This is a genomic window from Kribbella orskensis (assembly GCF_004342085.1).
GTDB classification, from domain to species: domain Bacteria; phylum Actinomycetota; class Actinomycetes; order Propionibacteriales; family Kribbellaceae; genus Kribbella; species Kribbella orskensis.
In genome coordinates this window covers 277,464-300,475 of sequence record NZ_SLWM01000008.1, presented here as the reverse complement: position 1 = coordinate 300,475, position 23,012 = coordinate 277,464, and the positions used below count along the sequence as shown (strand labels likewise).

Genomic DNA, 23,012 nt, shown 5'->3' with positions numbered 1-23,012 from the left:
ACGATCAACCGGCCGATACGAATTCGCCATACCCAATACTCGAACGCCCACCCGGTGACCCACACCACCGCCACACCCATTTCTCAACAGGCTCTATAAGGCGCCAGCGGCCGAACAACCCGCCACCGACCGCCTGCCGGCGCCCCAGGACCCGCACCTTGTCCACCAGACGTGTTCCCCTGGGCCTTGTCGCCACACCCCTCAGCGGCCCCGGGATAGCTGCGTCCTTCCCTGGTCGGGGTGGTGTGCGTCAAGAGTCGGAACTTGTTCCGATCCCGAAGGGACGCGAAGCGCTCTTGACGCACACCGCCCCGACTAGCACCATCACGCAGCCCGGGGACGCAACCACCCGCACTGTCGCCGGCGGAACCACACCAACTCGGGGAGACAACCTCTCTGGCTCATGCCGGTGTGGAACCTGTCCAGCGCATTGTTCGCGACTACCCAGCCACGGGAACGCAACGCGGGGTCAGGCGACCCGGGGGGCGACGCCCACTGCTGCCTTGTCGGCGAGGAGCTCGGTCTGGGGAAAGACTTCCAGGCGGGGGCGTGGCAGCAGGCGGGGGCGGATGGCGAGGCCCTGGCGACGGGAGAAGTAGAGCACCGATCCGGTCACGCCGAGCATGGTGAGACCGCCGCCGACGATCAGCGACCACCGGGCGCCGAACTCCTGGCCGACCCACCCGATGAACGGCGACCCGATCGGCGTACCGCCCATCAGAACCGTCATGTACAGCGCCATCACCCGGCCGCGCATGGTCGGCTCGATGCCGAGCTGCATGGTCGCGTTGGCCGCGGTCAGCATGGTCAGCGCGGTGAACCCGACCAGCGGGAGCACCGCGGCGAAGGACAGGTACGACGGCATCAGGCCGCTGGCGATGTCCATCGCGCCGAAGGCGAGCGCGGCCCCGATCACCAGCCGGCCCCGGGTCCGGACCCGCCGGGCGGCGAGCAGCGCCCCGGCCAGCGAGCCGATCGCCAGGATCGAGCCGAGGATGCCGTACTCCCCCGCGCCCTTGCCGAACGCGCTGGTCGCCATCAGCGCGGACGTCATCTGGAAGTTCAGGCCGAAGGTGCCGGCGAAGAAGACCGCGACGAGCACCATCATCAGGTCCGGCCGGCGCCACAGGTAGCGCATCCCGTCGCGGATCATGCCCTTCTCGCGCCCGGCCATCTTCGGGGTGTGCAGCTCGTCGGGGCGCATCAGGTACAGCGACAGGATCACCGCGGCGTAGCTGAAGCCGTTGATCATGATCACCGGCCCGGTCCCGATCCAGGCGATCAGCAGACCGGCCAGCCCCGGGCCGATCAGCCGGGCCGCGTTGAAGGACGCCGAGTTCAGGCCGACCGCGTTCGACAGGTCGTCCTTGCCGACCATCTCGACCACGAACGACTGCCGGGTCGGCGCGTCGAAGGCGGTGCCGATGCCGAACACGAAGGCCAGTGCGAAGACGTGCCAGGCCTGCACCAGTCCGGTGACCGCCAGGGTGCCGAGGACCAGGGCGACGGTCCCCATCGCCAGCTGGGTGACGGTCAGCACCCGGCGCTTGGGAAACCGGTCGGCGATCAGGCCGGCATACGGCGAGATCAGCAGGGCGGGCAGGAATTGCAGGCCGGTGACGATGCCGAGCGCCGTCCCGGAGTGGGTCAGCTCAAGGACCAGCCAGTCCTGGGCGACCCGCTGCATCCAGGTGCCGGTGTTCGAGATGATCGCGCCGGTGGCGTAGAGACGGAAGTTGCGGACTTTGAACGCGCGGAAGGTCGGACTCATGGGGCCGCCAGGCGTTCGAGAACAGGTGCTGCCTTGCGCAGGATGTCGCGCTCCTCGGGGGTCAGTTTCTTCAGCTTGGTCTGCAGCCACTCGTCGCGGCGGCGCCGGTTGGCGCGCAGCAGGTGGTGCGCGGCGTCGGTCAGCTCGACCACGATCTGGCGCTTGTCGGTCTCGTGCGGGCGGCGAGCGACCAGGCCCGCCTCCTCCATGTTCGACACGATCCGCGTCATCGACGGCGGCTTGACCTGTTCGTGCGTGGCCAGCTCGCCGATCGTCATCGCGTCGTGCTTGCCGAGTGCACCGAGCACGCCGAGCTGGTTCGCGGTGAGGTCGTGGCTGTCCACACGCTGCCGGCGGATCTGCCGGGACAGCCGCAGTGTGGACGATCTCAGGGCGCTGGCCAGACCGACGTCGCTCTTCACCTGCTGGGCTACGACTTCGGGCATGTGTTTAGCCTAACTCATTACCTTTGCTAACGAAAATGAGTTGCCGCCGTATTCCGCACGCAGTCAACCGGTGACTCCACCCCGACCCGGGCACGCCCATGCCGAGCTCACTGCTGCCCGCGCCAATCAACGCGCACGGGCACGCGAACTACCCATTGGCTAGCACCGCCGGCACGTCGAGCGCGGATGGGACTCGACCGGCTGTTCGATCGCGTCTAGATGCCTGCGTCGTACCCGACCAATTCGATCAGCGCCGCCCGGAGCGCCTCCAGTCGGTCCTCGCCGAGCTGGTCGGCCCAGGCGCGCTCGACGGTGCCTCCGGCCTGGCGCGATATCGGTCGGATCGCGAGCCCGGCCTCGGTGAGTACGACGCGCGACGCGCGCCGGTCGTTGGGATCTGGACGGCGCTCGACCAGGCCGCCAGCGACTAGCTGATCGACGCTGTGGGCCATGGTCTGCTTGCGCACGTTGGCCTTTGCGGCGAGCGCCTGGACGGTGACGCCCTCGGGCGGTACGAACGGGATCACTCGCGCATGTGCCGCGGTGAGGTCGCGGACACCGAGCTTGTCGAGCTCGGCGTCCATCTCGGTGGACCAGCGCTGGTTCGCCAGGCGCAGCAGCAACCCGATGAGTGGTTGGGGTCGCTCAGGCATATAGACAGTCTCCTGTCTTTCGATTACGGTGGACAGGTAACTGTCCATTGTAGGAAGGAGCACGACGGTGAACGCACCGAGACTCCCGTTCGGTACTGCGATGGCCCTCGCTGAGCGCAACCTGCGCGGTCCTCTGATCCGGATCCTCACCGAGGAGGACCTCGAGCCCGGCGCGTGGTTTACGCTCAACGCCCTCGGCCTGCGCGGCGGTACTCCGACGACGACTGTCAAGGAACTGCTCTTCACCAGCGGGTACGACGACCGGAGCGTGGATGCGCTGCTCGCGCGCCTCGCCGCCGACGGACTCCTCGAGGACGGCGACGAGCAGCTCAGCCTCACGCCCGCAGGAGCCGAGCGCTTCGCGTCCCTCTCTGACCGGATCGGCACGGTGACCGGTCGGGTGTTCAGCCTCTTCGACGCGACCCAGGTCGAGGCAGCCCGCGCCCTTCTGCAGCAGATCGCCGAGACCGACCAGGCGACGATCGACGCGGCCGCGTTCGAGGATGCGCCGGCGTGAGAAAGCTCGCGCACACGGCCGGCCCGGCCGCGGGGGGTCAGCTGTTCTGATCGGTGACGAGGCGGCGAGTGTCGAGGTCGACTCGTTGGTGGACGTCAGGGGACTGGGCTGCGCCGGGCGCGATCGCGGTTCGGCGCGGGAAGGTCGTGGGTGCGGCGCACCTGCTCACCGACGGGCACCATGGGTACCTGACCTTCCTCGCGGTCGCGGCCGAGCACCGCCGGAGCGGGATCGCCCGGCTGCTGGTGGAGGCCGCGTTCCGGTCGTCCGGAGCCGAGCGCATCGACCTGCTGTCCACCTCGCAGTCGAACCCGTTCTACGACAGCCTGCCGCACACCAGGTTCGACGGGTTCCGGCTCTACCCCTGACCCGGCCGGCGGCGAAGTGGACCTTTCCGAAGCGACCCTCCAGTCCGACGGCGCTGCGCCACCGAATCTTCCTGAAGCCCCGATCGCGGGTCTGACGCTACCGGACTGGATGATGACCTCGCCGGGCGCTGTTCCGCCGCACTTATCGCCAGTGGATACCGGTGGTCGCCTGAACCGTGCGTCGACAGGTGCCGCGGAATCCTTCTGGATCTCAGGCGATGCCCTTCGACGGCGACTAGGGTTCGCTGGCATGGGGACACCACCGGAGCTGGCCCGGTACGAGCAGCGCTTCCGGCGCGCGGGGCTGCCGCTGTTCATCGAGGACTTCTCACCGGCGCACGACATCTTCAGCCGGGCGACCCCGCTGCTGGCGCTCGTCTTCATCCTGGAGATGCTCGGCGCCACCTCGCTCGAGTGGCCGCTCTGGCAGAACCTGCTCGCCGCCCTCGCCGGCCTGGCCGTCCTGATCGGCGGCTTCGGCGTGCTCAACCGGCTCCGCGGCCGGCCGTTCTGGTCCTTCCCGACCCGCTTCGGCATCGCCGAGCTCGCCGTCTTCGTGCTGCTCCCGGCGCTGCTCCCGCTCGCCTCCGAGGGCCAGCTGCGGCAGTCCTTCGGAGTGGCCCTCGGCAACCTTCTGCTCGTCGGCCTGATCTACGCCGTGGTCGGCTACGGCCTGATCGGTACGACGTTCTGGGGCCTGCACCGGCTCGGCGCCGAACTGGCGAGCTCGGTGGCCAGCCTGGTTCGGGCGCTGCCGCTGCTGCTGGTGTTCTCTCTGGTGCTGTTCGTGAACACCGAGATGTGGCAGGTGTTCGCCGGTATGCCGGTCGCCTTCATCGTCTTGTTCGCGCTCGCGTTCGCCCTGCTCAGCGACCTCTTCCTGATGCTGCGGCTGCCGAAGGAACTGGACGAGATCGAGAAGGACGCCGGCTCGGGTCCCCCGCTGCGCCGGATCCAGCGACTGAACCTCAGCATCAGCCTGGTGGTCCGGCAATGGATGCAGGTGCTCGTGGTCAGCACGGGCGTCGGCCTGTTCTTCGTCGGTTTCGGCCTGCTTGCGATCAGCCAGCACATCTACGACCAGTGGGGTGTCAGCCCGGGCGCCTGGTCGTACGAATTCGATCTGCTCGGGCATCCGCTGCTGATCAGCGCCTCCCTGGTCAAGGTCGCCGTCGGCATCGCGAACTTCACCGGGCTCTACTACTCGATCTCGCTGATGACGGACGCGACGTACCGGACCGAGTTCCTCGACAACGTCACCGCCGAACTCCGGGAACTCTTCACCGCCCGCACGGAGTACCTCGACCTGCGCGCCCGCCTGCTGCCCGCGGACAGCCCGCGCCCCTGAGCAAGGGGCGCGGGCCTCAGCAGGTCAGACCTTCAGCGAGTCCTTCAGGAACTGCAGTTCGAACCGCATCAGACCTGCCACCGCGGCAGGCTCGGTAGGTCTGTGGGTGGCGCCCGACAGCGGGAGCACCTGGTGCGGACGTCCCGCCGCGAGCAGAGCCGCCGACATCCTCAAGGTGTGGGCGGCCACCACGTTGTCGTCGGCCAGGCCGTGCACCAGTAGCAACGGCCGCTCGAGCTTCGCCGCGTCATTGATCGGCGACGACCGGTCGTAGTCCTCCGGGTGCTCGTCCGGATGGCCGAGGAACCGCTCGCGCCAATGCGTGTCGTACAACCGCTGATCGCTCGGACCGGCGCCACAGATCCCCGCGTGAAAGACGTCCGGCCGCCGCAGTACCGCGGTCGCGGCGAGGGTGCCGCCGTAGCTCCAGCCGGTGATCCCGACGCGGGTCAGGTCGAGGTCAGGGCAGTACTCCGCGGCCGCGTGCAACGCCACCACCTGGTCCTCGAGGGGAGCCGTCAACGTGTCCCGGTGGACCGTCTTCTCCCACGCTGGTCCACGCCCCGGCGTACCGCGGCCGTCCGCGATGACCACGGCGAACCCGGCCTCGGCGTACCACTGCGCCGTGCAGAACCACCCGCCGGTCACCTTCATCGCGATCTGCATCGCCGGTCCGCCGTACGGCGCCATCAGCACCGGCAGCGGGTTGCCCGGTTGGTGCCAGGACGGCAGGAGCAACGCGGTACGGAACTCCTGCGGCCCGGCCTTCAACCAGGTGATCCGCGGAGTCACCAAGGGTTGCGCGACGTGCGAGGTGATCGGCTCGTCCGGACGGCCTTCGCGGCGGACGACGAACGCTCGGCCGGACTCGGTGTTCGAGCAGAGCACCAGCGCACCGTCGACCCGCGTGCCGGTGTGAGCACCCGGACCGTCGCTCAACCGGCGCAGCCCGGATTCGTCGTACAGCCAGAGGTGGCATTCGGTCGGCTCGTCCGTCGCCTCGAAGAGGACGGACTCGCCCGAAACCTCCAGCACAGCACGGATCTGCAGGCCTTCCGGCGTCACCGGTTCGCCGTCGATCACGAGTCGGCGCGTCTTCCCCTCGTCGGCGGTGTGGACGAGTCTGCCCGAGGTGGTGCGGGCCGGCGTCCCGGGGATGATCTCCACCCAAGCGGGATCGAGTTGCTCGTGCAGCAGTCGGGTCTCGCCGGTTTCCGGATCGGCCGCGAGGACCCGCAGCGTCCGCTGATCGCGCGACTGCACACTGAGCAACGGCCCGTGGGTGTCCCAGGCCGCAGAGACCAGATACTCGTACGCCGTGTGGTCCCACGTCAGCTCGACGGATCCGCCGGCCAGGTCGAAGGCGTGCAGGGTCACCAGGGCGTTCGGAGTGCCCGCGGCCGGGTAGGCGATCTGGCGCGGCGGCCGGTCGGGGTTCGCCGGGTCTGCGATCCACCAGCGCTGGACCGGGGTGAGGTCGACCCTCGTGGCCAGCAGCCGGGTGCCGTCGGGCGACCACCAGTGACCGCGGTAGCGACCCATCGACTCCGACGCGACGTGCTCGGCCAGGCCCCAGCTGACCTCGGGATCCTCATCCCCGGTCAGTCGCAGTTCGTTGCCATCGGCAAGCTCCAGGACGTGCACCGCCCCGTCGGTGACATAGGCGACGCGGCTGCCGGTCGGATCCAGCCGCGGATCGACCACCGACCCGGCGGTCTCCACCTGCCGGAGCGACTCCGGCTGCGCAAGGTCGAGCGTCCAGAGGCGGCCGTTGACGGCGAAGGCGACCTTGCTCAGCGTCGTGTCGGCCGAGTAGGCGACCACACCGGCCGAGCTCTCGCGGGCACGTTCCTGGCGGATCCGCTCCGCCTCCGGGATCGGGCCGTCGGCGCCGAGATGCTCGGGGGCGACCAGCAGACGCTCCTCGCCCGCTTGTTGGAGCCAGAGGCAACTACCGCGGTCCTCGCCGCCGCGGGTGCGCAGGAAGAGCACCCGGTTTCCATCGGGTGACAAGGTGAAATCGCGCGGCAGGCCGAGGGTGAAGCGGCGGGTCCGCGCGAACTGGGCAGGGAATTCGTTCGTATCCATAACCGAGACTCTGGGCTTCCTATCCGCACCGGTACTGAGGGAAGTGAGAGTACGACAGCGATCGGACACTTCTGGGAGGGACAAGCGAGTGGATCGGTCGTGGCTGCCGGAGAACCCGGACGGACGTAACTCTACCAATCCACGCTCCGGCGCTGAGATGTGGGTAGGCCGGACGCCAAAGATGAGCAGGTGTGGCCGATGCGGGCGAACCGGCCGGCGGCATCCAATGGGAGCACCAGAACGAACTCTCTCAGAGGAAGAACGCGGATGACCACGGAGTACACCGATCTGGCCACCGGCGACCTGATCGAGGAACTGCGCGAGGCGGTCTCGGGCCTGGTGGTGGGGCCCGCGGACGCCGAGTACGACGCGGAGCGGCTGGCCTGGCACCTGCTGGCCGTCCGGTCGGTCACACAGCGTCAGGTGAGCCAGTCACCGAGCGGGCCGATGGCGAAGTAGATGACGAAGAGCGCGGAGACGATCCACATCAGCGGGTGCACCACGCGGGCCTTGCCGAGGACCACCTTGAGCAGCACGTAGGAGACGAACCCGGCGCCGATCCCGGCCGAGATCGAGTAGGTGAACGGCATCAGGATGATGGTCAGGAACGCCGGGAACGCGATCTCGAAATCGTCGAAGTCGATGCCCTTGACCTGCATCATCATCAGGAACCCGACCAGCACCAGCGCCGGCGTGGCCGCCTCGTACGGGACCAGGGTGACCAAGGGCGCGACCACCATCGAGAGCAGGAAGCAGATCCCGGTGACGACGCTCGCCAGCCCGGTCCGCGCCCCTTCACCGACACCGGACGCGGACTCGATGTACGACGTGTTGCTGGAGACCGAGGCGGCTCCACCGGCGGCGGCCGCGACGCTGTCCACGATCAGGATGCGCTGCGTGTTCGGAGGGGTGCCGTCCTGGTCGAGCAGGCCGGCCTCCGCGCCGATCGCGGTCATCGTGCCCATCGTGTCGAAGAAGTCTGCCAGCATCAGGGTGAAGATCAGCAGCACCGCGGCGATCACGCCGACCTGTTCGAACGAGCCGAACAGGTTGAACTCACCGATCAGGTCGAGGTCCGGCTTGGAGAACCAGTCGTCCGGCAACTTCGGCACGCTCAGGCCCCAGCCGGCGGGGTTGTCGGCGGTCCGGGCGCCGACCTCGAAGATCGACTCCACCACGATCGCTAGCACGGTGGCCGCCAGGATCCCGATCAGGATGGCGCCCTTCACCTTGCGGGCGTAGAGCGTGATGATCACGACCAGGCCGACCACGAAGATGAGCACCGGCCAGCCGCGCAGGTTGCCGCCGACCCCCAGTTCCACCGGCGGTCCGCTCGGCGCCGCGGGCCGGCGGACGAAGCCGGCGTCGACCAACCCGATGAACGCGATGAACAGGCCGATGCCGACGCTGATCGCGATCTTGAGTTGTCGTGGCACCGCCTCGAAGACCGCCCTGCGGAACCCGGTCAGCACCAGGATCAGGATGATGATGCCCTCGATCACCACCAGGCCCATCGCGTCGGCCCAGGTCATCTTGGCCGCCACGCTGAAGGCGATGAAGGCGTTCAGGCCGAGACCGGCGGCCAGCGCCATCGGGAAATTCGCCACCAGCCCCATCAGGATGGTGACAACCCCGGCGACCAGCGCCGTACCGACCGCGACCTTGGCGATCGAGACCGAGGGATCGAGGCCGCCGCCGATGTACTGGCCGGCGCCGTCCTTGACGGTGCCGATGATCAGCGGGTTCAGCACCACGATGTAGGCCATCGTGAAGAAGGTGACCAGCCCGCCGCGGACCTCACGGCCGACGGTCGAGCCACGATCGCTGATCTTGAAGAAGGAGTCGACGAGGCTGGATCGGGAGCGGGCGGTGTCAGCTTGGGGCGAGCTCATGTCGGAATGGTGCCAGTTCGTGGCGCCGGGTGGCGAGAGATTCCGCGAACCCGTGTCGCCGCCCGGCTGACCGCACCGCCGGATAGGTGTGGGCGGGGACTAAGGTGGACGCGTGGCAGACCAGGACGAGACGCCGGCCTCGAAGAAGCGCACCGACCCGACCAGTCAGCTGGCCCGGGGCGAACTGGTGCACGCCGAGGTCAAGCCGCTCGACCTGTCCGGCATCCCGTCAGTGATCACCGGCATCATCGCCTGGGCGATCGCTTTCGTGGTCCTGCTGATCTTCCGCGACGAGCTGAAGAAGAACGGCACCGAGTGGTGGTTGTGGGTCACCGTGGCCGGCTTCGGGCTGGGCTGGATCGGCCTCGCCTACTGCCGCCGCCGCTGGGCCGCCATCCAGGCGGGCCATCGCCCGCCCACCGAGGACTGACTCAGCCTTCGGTCTGATCCGACTCGGCGGCCTCTTCCAGGACCTCGTCGTCCGACTCGGGCTCGGCGGCCGCCTCAACCTCTGCCTGGACCGCGTCGGCTTCCTGTACCTCGTCGTCGGTCACCGGGGCGGACTCCATCGCGAGCTCGTCGTACCCGGTGGTGTCGAAGGCGTGCTCGGTCGACGGGTGGTCCGGCGAATCGATCACCACGTCCGAGTGGGCTCCGCAGCCGTAGTCGAAGGACACGCTCCGCCCGAACCCGGGCGCCATCTCGTTGGTGCAGACGGCGAACGCCTGACCGAGGCTGTCCGCGAGGCGGACCGAGTACCCGCAGGTGTAGCACTTGTACGGAACGGCCTGGGCGATCGGCGACGTCGGGCCGAACTCGCCGGAGTACCAGAGGTCGGCCGCTTCCTGCCGGCCGGTCGGTGACAGCACCCGCTCGCGACCGAGCCCGAGCTCCTCGACGACCTCGAGCACATCCTCGGGCGCACCGGTGTCGGTGAATCCGGCCTCCAGCCGCGGGTCGTCCGGCAGCGTGGGGAACAGGTCGCCCGGGCGGAGATCGCCCGGCTGGACGCGCTCCGACCACGGCACCCACTCGGGCGCCACGATCGCCGCGTCGCCCGGCAGCATGACGACCTCGTTGACGGTGACGGTCTTCGCGCGGGAGGCGCGGGTCACCGTGACGGCCCAGCGCCAGCCCCGGTAGCCGGGGTGGGTCGAGGCGAAGTAGTGCGTGACGAGCCGCTCGCCCTCGACCAGGTGACCGAGGTGTTCCCCGACCTGGGCGGCGCCGGCTTCCTCGATCGCCGCCTCGCGGGCAGCCTCGACCGCCGCGACGCTGATGGCGTCAGGCTTGGCGCGAACCGGGTCCGGAGTCTTGACGGGAGTCACAATCGGTCATTCTCGCACGGGCGCGGCTCCGAACCGAACGGCACCGTGACGAGAAACGCGCGCGGTCGGCACTGCGGTCTGTCCCCACCGCAAGGCAGGATGGTGACATGGAAAGCCCGGATCCCGCAGAGCAGCCGCGCAGTACGGCGGGTGAGCGGCTGGGCAGCGCAAGCAAACGGCTCGGCAGCGCGAGCAAGAAGGTCGGGCAGGCGTCCAAGTCCGGCGCCACCGGCTTCGCCTCCGCGTCCCGCAAGACCGCGAACGTCACCGGCCGCTTCGGCAAGGCGACCGGGCGTCGCATCCGCGGCCTCACCGGCGCGCAGGGAGCGGGCGAATCAGGTCTGTCCCGGTTGATCGAGCTGGGCGCGGTGAACGCGGCCGGTGACACCGCCTTCGCCGTGTCACTCGCGGGGACGGTGTTCTTCGCGGTACCGAGCTCGCAGGCTCGTGACCGGGTCGCGTTGTTCCTGGTCCTGACGATGGCGCCGTTCGCGTTGATGGCGCCACTGATCGGGCCGATCCTGGACCGTTTCCGGCACGGGCGTCGCTGGGCGATCGGGGCCACGCTGGGATTGCGCGGCTTCCTGGTCTGGAGCCTTGCCGCGTCGATCCACGAGAGCTCTGCCTGGTTGTATCCGGCCGCGCTCGGCTGTCTGGTCGCCTCCAAGGCTTATGGGGTCACCCGCGCGTCCGCTGTACCGCGGCTGTTGCCCAAGGACGTCACCCTGGTCACGGCCAACTCACGGATCTCTCTGGCCGGTCTGGCCGGCGCGACCGTCGGGGCCGGCCTCGCGGCTGCCTTCGCCGCGATCGGGCCGCAGTGGTCACTGCGCTGGGCCGCGGTTGTCTACACGATCGGCCTGATCCTCGCGATCCGCCTGCCGAGCCGCGTCGACTCCCCCGCCGGCGAAGAGATGACGGGTACTGCGGGACGCGACGCCCGGCGACGGGCGATCACCGCGGCGGTGGCGCGTGGGATCCGGTGCAACCTGGGACTGCGGTTCGTCTCGGGCTTCCTCACCATGTATCTGGCCTTCCTGCTGCGGGACCGGCCGATCAGCGGGATCGACGGCGTGGTCGCCGCGGGTGCGGTGATCGCCGCCGCCGGCATCGGCAACAGCCTGGGGACCATCGCCGGGTCGTTGCTCAAGGCAAGGAAACCTGAGACCGTCGTCCTGGTCGTGCTGCTCGCGGACGTGGTGGTCGCCGTCGGGGTCGCGGTGTTCTACGGCTTCCCGATGCTGATCACGCTCGGCCTGGTCGCCGGGCTGTGCAGTTCCCTCGGCAAGCTGTCGCTGGACGCGATGATCCAGCGCGACGTGCCCGAGTCGGTCCGGACGTCGGTGTTCGCGCGCTCCGAGACCGTCCTCCAGCTGGCCTGGGTGCTCGGCGGCGGCTGCGGCATCCTCCTCCCCCTGATGCCCCGCGTCGGCTTCGGCTTCCTCGCCGCGATCCTCGTCCTGGTGGTCGTCCTGGTCGTCCGCCACAAGCCCGCCATTCCCGCACGAGGCCCCCGTCCCGGCTCACCCACCAAGCGCGGCCCTGGCAGTCCGGGCTCCGGCGGTTCGGGCGGTCCTGGCGGCTCGGGCTCTGGCGGCTCGGGTGGTTCAGGTGGCCGCGAGCCCGCGGGCAAGGGCGGTCCGCCGGAGCCGCGGACCGGCACCACTCGCACGATCCTGACCAGCGACCCGGAGTCGATCGCCGAACGCCGCGCCAACCGTCCGCGAACGGACTCCCGCACCCGCTACACCGAGCCCACCGTCGAGCTCCGCTTCAATCCGAACGACGACGACTCCAAGCCTCGCCCCGACCCGACCGACAACCAGCAGCCCCGGGAATCCGGTGGAGTGCAGGGACAGGCGGTCGGCCGCTGGTGGAGCGGTCAGCCGGACGAAGACGAGACCCTCGAGGACGAGGCTCCCTGGGCCGCCGACAAGACCGTCGAGAACAAGCAGCCGCCCCGCGACGAGGCACCCGAACGCAGGACGGGGCCCTTCCGGCGACGCCGGTCGGACCCCGATGCCGGCTCAACCCGCCGGCCCCCACGCTGACCCTGCCCTGCGTCAGCACTGACTCCGCGCCGACTCAACGCTTACTCAGTTCACCACCCACCTCGGCCAGCTTGTTGCCCCCGGCGACCTCACTCTCGTCGCCCTCGTGGTCCGCGGGTTCGCCGACGGCCGGAGTCGGGTGCGAGGTGCCGCGGAGGACGAGGGTCACGGCGACTGCGGTGGTGGCGAGGAGGATGGTGCCGACCAGGGCGGCCACGTTCATGCTGTGGTTGAAGGAGTGGCGGGCGGTGCTGAGCAGCGCGTCGGCCAGGTTGCCTGGGAGTTGGGCGGCAGTGGCGGTGGCTCCGGCCAGACCTTCACGAGCGGCTCCTGCGGCACCGGCGGGGAGGCCCGACGGCAGGTGCGTGTCCAGGTCGCTCCGGTAGGCCGCAGTACCGATGCTTCCCAGGACCGCGATGCCCAGTGCGCCACCGAACTCGCTGCAGGTCTCCATCAGCGCGGACGCCGAGCCGGCTCGCTCCGGTGCGACCGAGCCGACCACGGCCTCGGTCACCAGCGCCATCACCATCACCAGCCCGGCGGCGAGCAGACCCGCACCACCCAGCAGTACTACGAGGCTCGACTCGACCTGCATCTGAGTCAGTACGCCGAACCCTGCCGCCGCGACCACGAACCCGCCGCCCAGGACGTACGCCCGATCGACCTTCCGGGCCAGCGCAGTACCGAGCGGTGCCGCGCCGCCCACGACGACCGACGGAACCAGGGACCACAGGGCCGCTTTCAGCGGGCTCATCCCGAGGACCAGTTGCAGGTACTGCGTCATGAAGACCGCATTGCCGACCAGCGCGACCATGCCGACGGTGTTCGCGGCCAGAGCGCCGCTGAAGGCGCGGTTGCGGAACATCGGCAGCTCGATCATCGGGTGCTCCGCGGTGCGCTGCCGCTGGATGAAGGCCAGTCCGACAAGGAGACCGACGACGATGCTGACGATCGGCAGCATGGCGACACCATGCGCGGCCAGTTCCTTGATGCCCCAGATCACCGGTAGCACGGCACCGAGCGACAGGAACGAGCTGAGCAGGTCGAAGCGCCCACGCACGGTTGCCTTGAACTCAGGCAGCAGCACCGGCGCGAGGACCAGCAGCAGGAGCATCGCCGGGGTGTTGATCAGGAACACCGAGCCCCACCAGAAGTGCTCCAGCAGGACGCCGCTGAGCACCGGGCCGAGCGAGATGCCGCCCATCATCACCGCGCTCCAGAACGCGATCGCCTTACCGCGCTGGACCGGGTCGTGGAACATGTTCCGGATCAGCGCCAGCGTCGACGGCATCAGGGTCGCACCACCGATGCCGAGCACCGCGCGGGCGGCGATCAACTGCTCGGGAGTCTGCGAGTACGCCGCCGCGACCGAGGCGAGGCCGAACGCGATCGCACCGAAGATCAGCAGCCGGCGCCGGCCGATCCGGTCCCCCAGCGAGCCCATCGTGATCAGCAGGCCCGCGAGCACGAAGCCGTAGATGTCGAAGATCCACAGCTGCTCGGTCGCCGACACCCCGAGGTCGGCGCTGATGAACGGGACCGCGAAGTACAGGACCGACACGTCCATCGAGACCAGCAGCAGCGGCAGCGCGAGCACGCCGAGTGCGATCCATTCCTTCCGGCCGGCCTTCGGACCGGCGAGCTCCGCAGTGCTCATGACCCCTCCAGATATCTGTGTACGTCGCACACTGTGTGCGCCATACGCAGACCATAGCAAGCATCTGTCTATGATGTAAACAGATAAGATTCCGGGAGTTCACGGGATCGGGAGGAGTACCGGATGAGCGAGACGGCGGACGACCTGCCGCGGGTGCTGCAGCAGTTGTGGGGACTCGAGGGACCGGCGCGGCCGGGGCCGAAGCCGACGTTCCACATCAGCGATCTCGCCCGCGCCGCGATCAGGCTCGCGGACGCCGGCGGCCTCGGGGCGGTCTCGATGAGCAAGGTGGCGGCCGAGCTCGGCCGCACCACGATGTCCCTCTACCGGTACGTCGACTCCAAGGACGACCTGTACGTCGTGATGCTGGAGGAAGCCTTCGGGCCGCCGGCTCCAGTGGACCCGGGGGCGGACTGGCGGGCGCGGATCACCACCTGGGCGATGACGTTCCGGGACGCCATCCGGCGGCACCCCTGGGCGCTCCAGGTACCGGTGTTCGAGCCGCCGCTGTCACCGTTGCAGCTGGAGTGGATGGAGAACGGGCTGCGCGCGTTCGAGGACACACCGTTGACCCCGCAGGACAGCCTGTCCGCGATGCTGCTGGTGAACATCTACGTCCGCGGGGTCGGGGCGCTGACCATGGACATGGCGACCAAGGCCGAGGACGCCGGCGAGGCCAACCTGACCTACGCCCGGCGGCTCAAGCTGCTGGCCGACCCCGAGCGCTTCCCTGCCATCGCGGGCAACCTGGCCGCCCGGCGGACCTCGGACTTCGACGTCGACTACGACGCCGACGACTTCTCCTTCGGCCTGAACACGGTCCTCGACGGCATCCAGGCCCTGATCACCCGCCGCACCGCCTGACAACGGCCCGTACTGCGGCTGCGCCCTGCCGCACGTCCTCAGGAACGTGCGGCAGGGCGCAGCGAAGTACAGGGTCGGGTCAGATGTCGAGCTTGTCCGCGACGCCTCGGAGCACGGTGGCCACCCCACGGGCGGCCTTGCTGTCTGGGTGGCGGCCGCGGCGGTAGCCCTCGCCGATGTTGTCGAGCAGCTTGATCAGGTCCTCGATGACGAGCGCCATCTCCTCGGGCTTCGGCCGCATCGCCTTCGCCACCGAGGGCGGCGGGTCGATCAGCCGGACCTGCAGCGCCTGCTCACCCTTGCGGCCCTCGACGACCCCGAACTCGACCTTCTGGCCCGGCTTGAGGTTGGTCACTCCAGCCGGCAGGGCCTCCGCCCGGACATAGACGTCCCCGCCTTCCTCCTTGCTGAGGAAGCCGAACCCCTTCTCGGAGTCATACCATTTGACCTTGCCTACAGGCACGGGAACCTCTTCGGTGTCAATCGTCGGAACAGGACGGAGGGGGTACCGGACAGGCTGCCCGGGGCCGGCTACCCAGCGTACGTGAACCCGGGGTGGCTGCGCCTGTCGGAAACTACCTGATGAGGCAACGATTCCGCACCCCTGATTCTGGTACTCCTCGGCGAGCCCCGGCTCACTCTCCACGGTACGTCGGGCACACCAGCTCAGCGGTAGCGCTCGGGATCGGGGAGGCGCTCGTTCATCGATCCCGAGCGGAAGCCGCGGGGGTCGACGGCGGCCGCGGCGAACCCCTCGGCCCGGACCAGCTCGACCAACGCCGAGGTGTCGACCGTGCCGAGTAGGCCGGCGTCGATCTCGATGCTCGCCGACTCGCCGAGGTCCCGCACCCGGACGTTCTGTACGCCGTACGGAGCGAGGTGGTCACGGACAGCTTGCTCGGCGCGGTCCACCCGGACCAGCAGGTTCGGCGTGATCCGGATGCCGTAAGCGATCCGGCTGGACAGGCAGGCGGCGGCCGGCTTGTCGGACGTCTCCAGCCCCCAGCTGCGGGAGGCCTCTCGGATCTGCGCCTTGGTCAGCCGCGCGTCCCGGAGCGGGGTGATCGCACCGCGCTCGAAGGCGGCCCGGATGCCCGGCCGGAACCCGGCGATCGCGTCGTCCGCGTTCGTACCGGTGGCGATCGCGTCGATACCGAACTCGTCGGCGATCGGCTGCAACGTCTCCACCAGCTCGGCCTTGCAGAAGTAGCACCGGTCGCCCGCGTTGGCCTGGTACCCCTCGCGGTCCATCTCGTGCGTGTGCGGGGTGACGTGCCGAACGCCGACGCTGTCGGCGAACCGTGCGGCGGGCTCCAGCTCGGCCACCGGCAGGCTCGGGCTGACGGCGGTCGCCGCGACCACGTTGGCCGGGCCGATCGCGCGCGCGGCCGCTGCCAGCAGGAATGCGGAGTCCGCGCCACCGCTGAACGCGACCACCATGCTCTGGTAGCCCGACAGCCGCTCCATCAACGCTTCCAGCCGCTGCTCGAGCACGTACTCGTCCAGCCAGGCGGGGAACTCGGTCAGGTCGTTCAGTACGACGTCCGCACCGTAGGCGCGCAGCTCGTCCGCGGTGAACGGCCCGGTGGCAACGCTCACCGCGACGGCACCGGCAGCGCGGGCGCCGTCGATGTCAGCAGTGTGGTCGCCGACGTAGATGGTCGCCTGGTGCTCCCGCAGCGCGATGCCCTTCTCGGCGCCATGCAGATCGCCGATCGGCTCGTCCACGTCCAGCCCGAGGTGGTCCAGGTGCAGCTTCACGCTAGGCGCGTACTTCGCCGACACCACCACCGTGCGTCCGCGCAGCGCCCGGATCGCGGCCAGTGACTCAGCCACTCCAGGCAGCGGCAGACTGCCGGTGATCGCGTGCGACGGGTAGTGCTCGCGGTACCGCGCGACCATCGCGTCGACCTGGTCCTCGGGGAACCAGTTCGCCATCTCCCAGGTCAGCGGCGGCCCGAGCCGGCTCACCACCAGGTCGGTGTCGATCGGTACGCCGGTCTCGGCCGCGAGCAGATCCCAGACGGCCCCGATGCCCGGCCGCGAGTCGATCAGCGTCATGTCCAGGTCGAATCCGACAACAAGCTCCGGCAGGTCGGTGGTCACGGAAGGCGGCTGGATCTCGGCGGTTGACACGTCCCCAACCCTACTTCTTCCCCGGCCGGCCCCACTCTGCCCGTCGCGATCCCGAGACGGCCGGACACCCGGTCTCGCATCCCGGACAAGCCTTTAAGTCTAGTAATTCAGTAGGAAAATAGACATTAACCAACCCCGGACCGCCGGGAGCCGGCCATGACCACACAGCTCGAAGCTGGCACACCCCCGATCTGCACCTCCTCTGCACCGGCCGCGGCGTACTGCCCGGCATGCAGGAACTCATCCGCCGGATCGGCGACGACGAACGCCGCCACATGGCCTGGGGCACCTTCACCCGCCGCCGCCACATCGCCGCCGACGAGTCAAACTGGAAGGTCGTCACCGACACGATGGAGGAACTGCTCCCGCACGCCCTCACCCAGATCCAGTGGGCCCTGGACACCATGCCGGAGGTCCCGCCGGAGATCGACCCGACCGCCCTGATGACCTACGCGGGCGACCGCGCCACCCGCCGCCTCGGCGCGATCGAGTCTGCCGTCGGCGCCGACGTGGCCGGCATCGACCTCGACTACTCCCCCGAAAAGCTCGAGGATGTCTTCGGCGACGAGGACTCCGCCGCCCTCGCCGCCGTCCGCTGACGCGGTCAGCGCAAGGAGTCGTAGAGATCGAGGTGTGCCTGAGCGGCGGTCTGCCAGTTGTGGCCGGCCGCCAGCACACGGCCTCGTGCCCGCTGATCCGGTGCAGGGTCGGCCAGGGCTTGCCCGATTGCCTTGGCGAGCTCCTGCGGACCGTTCGCGAAGGTCGCTGCGTCGCGGAAGACCTCGCGCAGTACCGGCAGATCGGACATCACCAGCGGTACTCCGGCCGCCAATGCTTCCATCGGCGCCAAGCCGAAACCCTCTTTCGCAGAAGGGAAGGCGAACACGTCCGCGGCCGCGACGAGCGACGGCAGTACTTCGTCGGCGACCGGGCCGAGCACGATCGGCGTGACCCCGAGCTCGACAGCACGGGCTCCCCACCGGGCCCGGTAGTCCCGGTAGTCGAAGAGGGTCTCCCCTCCGGCGATCACCAGGCGCACGTCGGGATCTGTTGCGGAGAGCAACGAATAGGCCTCGAGCAGGTCCAGTGAGCCCTTGCGGGGTTCGATGCCGCCGACCGTCACGACGTACCGGCCGAGGCGCTCGCGCCAGACGGAACGAGCGGCGACGGCGGTCGGCGTACTGGCTGCTGCAGCGGCGAAGCGGGATGAGTCGACGCCGTTCGGAATGACTGTTGCCTTGATCCCCCAGCCTTCGGACAGTTCGGTGGCAACGGCGGCTGAGACGCAGACGTGGGCGTATGGCTGGACGATGGCGCGTTCGTGGCAAGCGACCAGCTCTGGGGTGGTGAAGGTGTCGAGGTGGTGCACTGTCCGGACGCACCGGCCGGCCGCGTTCGCGCTGATGCAGTCCTGGGCGTGCACGATGTCATACGGCTCGGGGTCGAACGCGTCCCGGAGTACGGCGATCGAACGCAGGATGCGTGGACCGACGCCCTCTCCCTCGATCGCGGGAAACGGGATCACCGACAGCCGGACCCGGGGATCTACAGGACGGTAGAACGCGGTGTCGCCGCCTCGTCCGAGGGACCAGACCGTGACGTCGGCGCCCGTCGCGGCCAGCGCCTCGGCCAGGGCGAGCGTGTGCACGACCCCGCCGCGCGGCTTGGTCGAGTAGCTGAGCAAGGCGATCCGCATCAGTAGACCTCGGGGCGTCGCTCGTCCAGGTGCCGCAGGACCCGGCGGGCCAGCTCGATCTCGGACCGGATGTCTAGCTCGGCGATCGCGATACCGGCCTTGGACCAGGTGCGGGCCACGATGTCGCCACCCGGTCCGACCACCTTCGACTGGCCGAGGAAGCGCATCCCGCCGATCGAGCCGGTCAGGTTCGAGGAGACCAGTACGACCTGGTTCTCGGCGGCCCGGGACCGGTCGTAGAGGTCGAACAGCCGGGACTGGCGGTCCTCGTTCATCCGTGGCGCGCGGTTGGTGATGCTGGTCGGCCAGGCGTTCAGGCAGGCGATCAATTCGGCGCCGTCGATAGCGAGCGCCCGCGCTGCCTCGGGGAAGGTCTTGTCATAGTCGATCATCATTCCGAGCCGCCCGACCGGGGTGTCGAACGCCTCGAACCGGTCGCCGGCCGCGTAGACCGCCCGCTCGCCCGGCGGTTGGTGGACCTTGCGATGCTTGCCGAGGATGCCGTCGCCGGTCACGCACAAAGCCGTGTTGTAGCGGCTGTCGCCGGCCGCTTCGCAGAAGCCGAAGCAGACCACCATCTCGCCGGCCATCGCGATCACTTTGGCGATCAGCGGATCGTCCAGCTCGAGTGCGGGCGGCAGGTCGTCGTGGTCGGATCGGCTCAGGTCGAACAGATAGCCGCCGAGTGCCGCGTCCGGCAGCACGAGCAGCCCGACCTCTTCCCGGCGGCCGTGCCGGATCAGCGCCTCGAGCCGGGACAGGTCGAACTCCAGATCCCGGGTGAAGCCGGCCGCGACCGCACCGATCCGCAGAGCCTTCGTCACACCCACAGCGTCAGGCCCGCGCGAGCTCGGGCGCGCCGTACGTCTCCGGCCTCCGGTCCCGCAGGTGTCCCATCGACCGGCGAGCCAGCTCGAGCGCCTCCTCCACGTCGACCTCCGCGATCGCCATCCCTTCGGTGACGCCCGTGTCCGCGAGGATCTCGCCACCCGGATCGACGATCTTCGCGCTGGCCACGAACCGCAGTGAGCCGAACATCCCCGACTGGTTCGACGACAGCCAGACCACCTGGTTCTCCAGCGCCCGAGCTCGGTCGAAGAGGTCGAAGCGCCGCTTCCACCGATCCTTGGTGAGGTCCGGGTCCGGGTTCGTCCGGGCACCCGGCCAGGCCGACAGGCAGGCGATGATCTGCGCGCCGTCCATCGCCAGAGCGCGCGCGGCCTCGGGGAACGCCTTGTCGTAGCAGATCATCAGCCCGAGCCGCCCGACCGGCGTATCGAACGCCTCGAACCGGTCCCCGGCCGCGTAGTGCGCGTCCTCCTGCAAAGGCTGGTGCACCTTGCGGTGATGACCGAGTACGCCGTCGCCGGTAACGCAGACCGCGCTGTTGTAGATCAATCCGCCGTCGGCCTCGGCGTACCCGGCGGTGACGACCATGTCCCCGGCCAGTGCCGCGAGCCTCGCGATCTCAGGACCCTGTACTTCGAACGCGGGTGGCGGCTCGGCGGTCCCGTCCAGGCTGAGCAGGTAGCCGCCGAGTGCGCCCTCGGGCAGCGCAAGCAGCCGCACCCCGGCCGCACGTGCCTCGGAGATCAGCCTGCCGACTCGCTGGAAGTCGGCCTCCAGGTCTCGGTCGAAGTTCGCGGCGACCGCCGCCATCCGCAAGCCCGTCATGCCGCGCCCATTCCGGTCACCCCGGCCGCGACGGCCTCGGTCACCTCGCCATCGGGCCAGCGCAGACTCACGCCCTGCCCTTCGATCAGCTGTCCACATGCACTGCTCTGCGCCGGACCGGCCCGGAGTTCGCGGGATCCGGCCGTCAGCATCGCGAAACCGGGGAAGCAGGTCAGCCAGTCGCCCATCGAGGCCGTCGCGGGCTTCGGGATGTCCGCGACCTCCAGCACCGCCGCGCAACCACTCGCCTCGGCGAGCATGCCCAGCGTGCCGACGGCACCCGCCATCGACACGTCCTTGGCCGCTGCCGGTTGGGCTTCCTTGACCGCCTTCGTCATCAACCGCAGCTCAGCTCCCGACCGATGGGTGGTCGAATCCCACTGACGGCCCGCATAGCCCGGCCGCCAGCCACCACCGACATCAGCCGTCAGCCGTACTGCGTCCCCGGGCCGCCCGCCGCCTCCTGGCACCGGACGGTCCGCCCTGCCCAACGCGGTGACACTCAAGGCCGCCGGAACACCGAACTGGGTGTGCCCGCCCAGCACCGGTACGCCGTACGCCTGTGCCGCCTGGCGTAGCCCGGAAAGGATCCTGGTGGCGAACGACCTGTCCCGCGCGCCGATCGCGTCGAGCAGTCCGACCGGTTCGGCACCCATCGCCGCCAGATCGTTGACGTTCACCAGCACCGAACACCAGCCGGCCCACTCGGGATCCCGCTCGACCAACGACGGCACGATCGCGTCGCACGCCGCCACGAGGTCACTGCCGGGCACCGGTGCTCCGTCGTCGCCGATGAAGCCGGCGGGTCCGATCCCCTGCAACAGAGGACCGAGATCGCTCTTCGTCGCGGCGACCAACTGCGCGATACGGCCGATCGGCCAGCGCATCAACACGTGCGGCGTTCCCGCGACCTCCACAGGACGGACCGTCTCCCAGCCGAGCCGCTGGAAGAACCGATGCGTCCCGGTCTGCACGGTCGCGTCGAACCGCAGGGCTCCCGCTGCCTCGGCCCGAGCACAGGCGGCCCTCACCAGCGCGGCTCCCACGCCATTCGATGAACTGGAGGTTCTGGCTCTCACCAACCGACCGCCCTGCCACCAGCCGATATCCGGACGTGCCATTGCGGGGCCGAGTCGGACACCGCCGATCACCACGCCCGACAGGTCTCGAGCAACCAGCACGATGGTCCGTGGATCCTCGTCGCGCTCGTCGAGGTCGCTGCCGTCGAAAAGGCCTTGGTCCTCGACGAAGGCTCGCCGCCTGAGCTCGCGGTAGGAACGCACGGCTCCGGTGTCCGCGGCCTCCTCGATCAGGAACGACGGCTGAGCCGCGACGGGGTCTCCCAGCAGCGCGAGGACGTCGGCCGCTCGCCGAGCACCCGTCAACTGCCTCGGAACGACCGGCGCTTGCTGCGGGACCGCCTCGGTCGCAGTACTCATGAGCCGGCCGCTGACAGCAGGCTGCAGGCTCCGCAGGCGGCACAACCGGCGCCCTGGTCCGCGCCGCGCATCTCGGCGTCAGCCAGCAAGGCGGCCACCCGGGCGGTGATGTCGCGAACCACTCGCGGGTCCGGCGGCATCACGCCATCGGCCCGAGCCAACGTACCGAGCATCGGCCGCAATGGTACGACGAACGGGTAGATCCCTCTGGCGATCAGCCGGCCGGCGCCGGCGACCAATTCGTCCGGGTCCTCGCCCATGCCGATCAGGAGGTACGTCGAGACGCGGTTGCGGCCGAAGACGCGGACTGCCTCGTTCCACGCGGTGTCGTACTCGCTCAACGGCACGGTGGACTTGCCTGGCATCCAACGGCGGCGGACCTCGTCATTGAGGGACTCGACGTGGATGCCGATCGAGGTGGCGCCCGCGGAGTACAGGTCTGCGATGACGGAGAGGTCGCCAGGTGGCTCGATCTGGACCTGGATCGGCAAGCCTGGCACGGCTTCCAGGACGGCCCGGACGCAGCGGACCAGGTTGCGTGCGCCGCGATCCGGGCCGGTGGTGGTGCCGGTCGTCATCACCATCTGGGTGACGCCGTCCAGCCGCACAGCTGCCTCGGCGACCTCCGCCAGTTGCCTGGGAGTCTTCGCCGCCACCGTGCTGCCGCTGCGCAGGGACTCCTCGATGGAGCAGAACCTGCACCGCGTCGACTCGTCGTACCGGATGCAGGTCTGTACGACGGTCGTGGCCAGCACGTCCTTGCCGTGCAGCAGAGCGATCTGCTGGTACGGGATGCCGTCCGCGGTGGTCAGGTCGTAGAACTTGGGCCGGCGGACGGGTTCGACCGACAGCCCCAGGTTCAGGCCGTCGCGGAAGACCGCGCCGTCCCGGACCTGGTAGGGGCTGTCCGCAACGATCGGGAGGGTGGCGTTGGCACCGTCGACGACCAGATGCCCGTCGTCGCTCGGGCCGGCGCCCTTGTTGCGGCTGACCGGGGCGTCCACCTGCACGCCGTACACGGCCATCTCGGCCCGGGTGGACAACACGTCAACGGATTCGTCGGTGCCAACGCTCATGGTCGTCG

The 23,012-nt window shown here is 69.3% G+C and carries 22 protein-coding genes; 8 read left to right on the top strand and 14 right to left on the bottom strand.

The genetic code is table 11. The features are described from left to right. Nucleotides 1–469: 469 nt before the first annotated feature. The 3 genes from EV644_RS23445 to EV644_RS23435 form a co-directional block, all read right to left on the bottom strand. The gene (locus tag EV644_RS23445) at nt 470–1,771 is read right to left on the bottom strand and encodes an MFS transporter (protein ID WP_132190839.1); all 1,302 of its coding nucleotides are present in this window, start codon (nt 1,769–1,771) and stop codon (nt 470–472) included. Then, complete coding sequence (locus tag EV644_RS23440) at nt 1,768–2,217, bottom strand: MarR family winged helix-turn-helix transcriptional regulator (protein WP_132190838.1); 450 nt, start codon at nt 2,215–2,217, stop codon at nt 1,768–1,770. The genes EV644_RS23445 and EV644_RS23440 overlap by 4 nt, the downstream gene beginning before the upstream one ends. A gap of 215 nt (nt 2,218–2,432) precedes the next feature. Then, entirely contained in the window at nt 2,433–2,870 is a 438-nt protein-coding gene (locus EV644_RS23435; protein ID WP_158292910.1) for a MarR family winged helix-turn-helix transcriptional regulator, read from the bottom strand. 67 nt (nt 2,871–2,937) lie between these two features. On the opposite strand from EV644_RS23435, the gene EV644_RS23430 reads away from it, so the two are divergent. From EV644_RS23430 to EV644_RS23420, 3 genes are all read left to right on the top strand, one after another. After that, nucleotides 2,938–3,387, top strand: coding sequence for a MarR family winged helix-turn-helix transcriptional regulator (locus tag EV644_RS23430; protein ID WP_132190836.1), 450 nt, complete (start codon nt 2,938–2,940; stop codon nt 3,385–3,387). A 68-nt stretch (nt 3,388–3,455) separates the two neighbouring features. Continuing rightward, complete coding sequence (locus EV644_RS23425; protein WP_158292909.1) at nt 3,456–3,755, top strand: GNAT family N-acetyltransferase; 300 nt, start codon at nt 3,456–3,458, stop codon at nt 3,753–3,755. A gap of 250 nt (nt 3,756–4,005) precedes the next feature. After that, nucleotides 4,006–5,103 (top strand): hypothetical protein, encoded by a 1,098-nt coding sequence (locus EV644_RS23420; RefSeq protein ID WP_132190834.1) that lies wholly within the window; start codon nt 4,006–4,008, stop codon nt 5,101–5,103. Between the two features lie 24 nt (nt 5,104–5,127). Here the strand turns inward: EV644_RS23420 and EV644_RS23415 are convergent, their stop codons facing one another. After that, nucleotides 5,128–7,191, bottom strand: coding sequence for a S9 family peptidase (locus EV644_RS23415; RefSeq protein WP_132190833.1), 2,064 nt, complete (start codon nt 7,189–7,191; stop codon nt 5,128–5,130). Between the two features lie 267 nt (nt 7,192–7,458). Between EV644_RS23415 and EV644_RS23410 the strand changes: the two genes are divergently transcribed. Beyond that, nucleotides 7,459–7,650: a hypothetical protein gene (locus EV644_RS23410; RefSeq protein ID WP_132190832.1), complete on the top strand. Its 192-nt coding sequence runs from the start codon at nt 7,459–7,461 to the stop codon at nt 7,648–7,650. Here the strand turns inward: EV644_RS23410 and EV644_RS23405 are convergent. Continuing rightward, entirely contained in the window at nt 7,611–9,083 is a 1,473-nt protein-coding gene (locus EV644_RS23405; protein ID WP_132190831.1) for an NCS2 family permease, read from the bottom strand. The two genes, EV644_RS23410 and EV644_RS23405, sit on opposite strands and share 40 nt — an antisense overlap. Nucleotides 9,084–9,195: 112 nt before the next feature. On the opposite strand from EV644_RS23405, the gene EV644_RS23400 reads away from it, so the two are divergent. Then, nucleotides 9,196–9,513, top strand: coding sequence for a DUF2530 domain-containing protein (locus EV644_RS23400; protein ID WP_132190830.1), 318 nt, complete (start codon nt 9,196–9,198; stop codon nt 9,511–9,513). 1 nt (nt 9,514) lies between these two features. Here the strand turns inward: EV644_RS23400 and EV644_RS23395 are convergent, their stop codons facing one another. Then, nucleotides 9,515–10,411 (bottom strand): DUF3027 domain-containing protein, encoded by an 897-nt coding sequence (locus EV644_RS23395; RefSeq protein WP_132190829.1) that lies wholly within the window; start codon nt 10,409–10,411, stop codon nt 9,515–9,517. A 107-nt stretch (nt 10,412–10,518) separates the two neighbouring features. Here EV644_RS23395 and EV644_RS23390 point away from each other — a divergent pair, with 107 nt between their 5' ends. Further along, nucleotides 10,519–12,462, top strand: a complete 1,944-nt coding sequence (locus tag EV644_RS23390) for an MFS transporter (RefSeq protein WP_132190828.1) — start codon at nt 10,519–10,521, stop codon at nt 12,460–12,462. Between the two features lie 34 nt (nt 12,463–12,496). On the opposite strand, the gene EV644_RS23385 is transcribed toward EV644_RS23390, so the two are convergent. Continuing rightward, on the bottom strand, nt 12,497–14,119 hold the full coding sequence (locus EV644_RS23385) for an MFS transporter (RefSeq protein ID WP_132190827.1): 1,623 nt from the start codon (nt 14,117–14,119) through the stop codon (nt 12,497–12,499). A gap of 123 nt (nt 14,120–14,242) precedes the next feature. Between EV644_RS23385 and EV644_RS23380 the strand changes: the two genes are divergently transcribed. Then, nucleotides 14,243–14,983, top strand: a complete 741-nt coding sequence (locus tag EV644_RS23380) for a TetR/AcrR family transcriptional regulator (protein ID WP_132190826.1) — start codon at nt 14,243–14,245, stop codon at nt 14,981–14,983. Nucleotides 14,984–15,062: 79 nt separating this feature from the next. Here the strand turns inward: EV644_RS23380 and EV644_RS23375 are convergent, their stop codons facing one another. Continuing rightward, nucleotides 15,063–15,446 carry a cold-shock protein gene (locus EV644_RS23375; protein ID WP_132190825.1) on the bottom strand — a complete coding sequence of 128 codons (384 nt, stop codon included), beginning with the start codon at nt 15,444–15,446 and terminating at the stop codon, nt 15,063–15,065. 203 nt (nt 15,447–15,649) lie between these two features. After that, nucleotides 15,650–17,119, bottom strand: coding sequence for an ATP-dependent sacrificial sulfur transferase LarE (gene larE, locus EV644_RS23370; protein WP_132190824.1), 1,470 nt, complete (start codon nt 17,117–17,119; stop codon nt 15,650–15,652). 230 nt (nt 17,120–17,349) lie between these two features. Here larE and EV644_RS23365 point away from each other — a divergent pair, with 230 nt between their 5' ends. Continuing rightward, the gene (locus EV644_RS23365; RefSeq protein WP_241998658.1) at nt 17,350–17,718 is read left to right on the top strand and encodes a ferritin family protein; all 369 of its coding nucleotides are present in this window, start codon (nt 17,350–17,352) and stop codon (nt 17,716–17,718) included. Nucleotides 17,719–17,723: 5 nt separating this feature from the next. Here EV644_RS23365 and EV644_RS23360 read toward each other — a convergent pair whose 3' ends face one another. The 5 genes from EV644_RS23360 to EV644_RS23340 are packed head-to-tail and all read right to left on the bottom strand — an operon-like array spanning nt 17,724 to nt 23,004. Next, on the bottom strand, nt 17,724–18,815 hold the full coding sequence (locus tag EV644_RS23360; RefSeq protein ID WP_132190823.1) for an MSMEG_0565 family glycosyltransferase: 1,092 nt from the start codon (nt 18,813–18,815) through the stop codon (nt 17,724–17,726). Beyond that, nucleotides 18,815–19,639 (bottom strand): carbon-nitrogen hydrolase family protein, encoded by an 825-nt coding sequence (locus EV644_RS23355; protein WP_241998656.1) that lies wholly within the window; start codon nt 19,637–19,639, stop codon nt 18,815–18,817. The genes EV644_RS23360 and EV644_RS23355 overlap by 1 nt, the downstream gene beginning before the upstream one ends. Nucleotides 19,640–19,649: 10 nt before the next feature. Continuing rightward, a complete protein-coding gene (locus EV644_RS23350) occupies nt 19,650–20,489 on the bottom strand; it encodes a carbon-nitrogen hydrolase family protein (protein WP_132190822.1) in 840 nt (279 codons plus the stop codon). Beyond that, nucleotides 20,486–21,928 carry an MSMEG_0567/sll0787 family protein gene (locus EV644_RS23345; RefSeq protein ID WP_132190821.1) on the bottom strand — a complete coding sequence of 481 codons (1,443 nt, stop codon included), beginning with the start codon at nt 21,926–21,928 and terminating at the stop codon, nt 20,486–20,488. The genes EV644_RS23350 and EV644_RS23345 overlap by 4 nt, the downstream gene beginning before the upstream one ends. Beyond that, nucleotides 21,925–23,004 carry an MSMEG_0568 family radical SAM protein gene (locus EV644_RS23340; RefSeq protein WP_132190820.1) on the bottom strand — a complete coding sequence of 360 codons (1,080 nt, stop codon included), beginning with the start codon at nt 23,002–23,004 and terminating at the stop codon, nt 21,925–21,927. Before EV644_RS23340 ends, EV644_RS23345 begins: the two co-directional genes overlap by 4 nt. Nucleotides 23,005–23,012: the final 8 nt, after the last annotated feature.

What these genes read in the sequence shown, in the direction of transcription:
- EV644_RS23405 (WP_132190831.1), bottom strand. Translation starts at nt 9,083, where the DNA reads ATGAGCTCGCCCCAAGCTGACACCGCCCGCTCCCGATCCAGCCTCGTC.
- EV644_RS23390 (WP_132190828.1), top strand. Translation starts at nt 10,519, where the DNA reads ATGGAAAGCCCGGATCCCGCAGAGCAGCCGCGCAGTACGGCGGGTGAG.
- EV644_RS23445 (WP_132190839.1), bottom strand. Translation starts at nt 1,771, where the DNA reads ATGAGTCCGACCTTCCGCGCGTTCAAAGTCCGCAACTTCCGTCTCTAC.
- EV644_RS23340 (WP_132190820.1), bottom strand. Translation starts at nt 23,004, where the DNA reads ATGAGCGTTGGCACCGACGAATCCGTTGACGTGTTGTCCACCCGGGCC.
- EV644_RS23435 (WP_158292910.1), bottom strand. Translation starts at nt 2,870, where the DNA reads ATGCCTGAGCGACCCCAACCACTCATCGGGTTGCTGCTGCGCCTGGCG.
- EV644_RS23360 (WP_132190823.1), bottom strand. Translation starts at nt 18,815, where the DNA reads ATGCGGATCGCCTTGCTCAGCTACTCGACCAAGCCGCGCGGCGGGGTC.
- EV644_RS23350 (WP_132190822.1), bottom strand. Translation starts at nt 20,489, where the DNA reads ATGACGGGCTTGCGGATGGCGGCGGTCGCCGCGAACTTCGACCGAGAC.
- EV644_RS23440 (WP_132190838.1), bottom strand. Translation starts at nt 2,217, where the DNA reads ATGCCCGAAGTCGTAGCCCAGCAGGTGAAGAGCGACGTCGGTCTGGCC.
- EV644_RS23380 (WP_132190826.1), top strand. Translation starts at nt 14,243, where the DNA reads ATGAGCGAGACGGCGGACGACCTGCCGCGGGTGCTGCAGCAGTTGTGG.
- EV644_RS23345 (WP_132190821.1), bottom strand. Translation starts at nt 21,928, where the DNA reads ATGAGTACTGCGACCGAGGCGGTCCCGCAGCAAGCGCCGGTCGTTCCG.
- EV644_RS23415 (WP_132190833.1), bottom strand. Translation starts at nt 7,191, where the DNA reads ATGGATACGAACGAATTCCCTGCCCAGTTCGCGCGGACCCGCCGCTTC.
- EV644_RS23420 (WP_132190834.1), top strand. Translation starts at nt 4,006, where the DNA reads ATGGGGACACCACCGGAGCTGGCCCGGTACGAGCAGCGCTTCCGGCGC.
- EV644_RS23365 (WP_241998658.1), top strand. Translation starts at nt 17,350, where the DNA reads ATGCAGGAACTCATCCGCCGGATCGGCGACGACGAACGCCGCCACATG.
- EV644_RS23385 (WP_132190827.1), bottom strand. Translation starts at nt 14,119, where the DNA reads ATGAGCACTGCGGAGCTCGCCGGTCCGAAGGCCGGCCGGAAGGAATGG.
- EV644_RS23410 (WP_132190832.1), top strand. Translation starts at nt 7,459, where the DNA reads ATGACCACGGAGTACACCGATCTGGCCACCGGCGACCTGATCGAGGAA.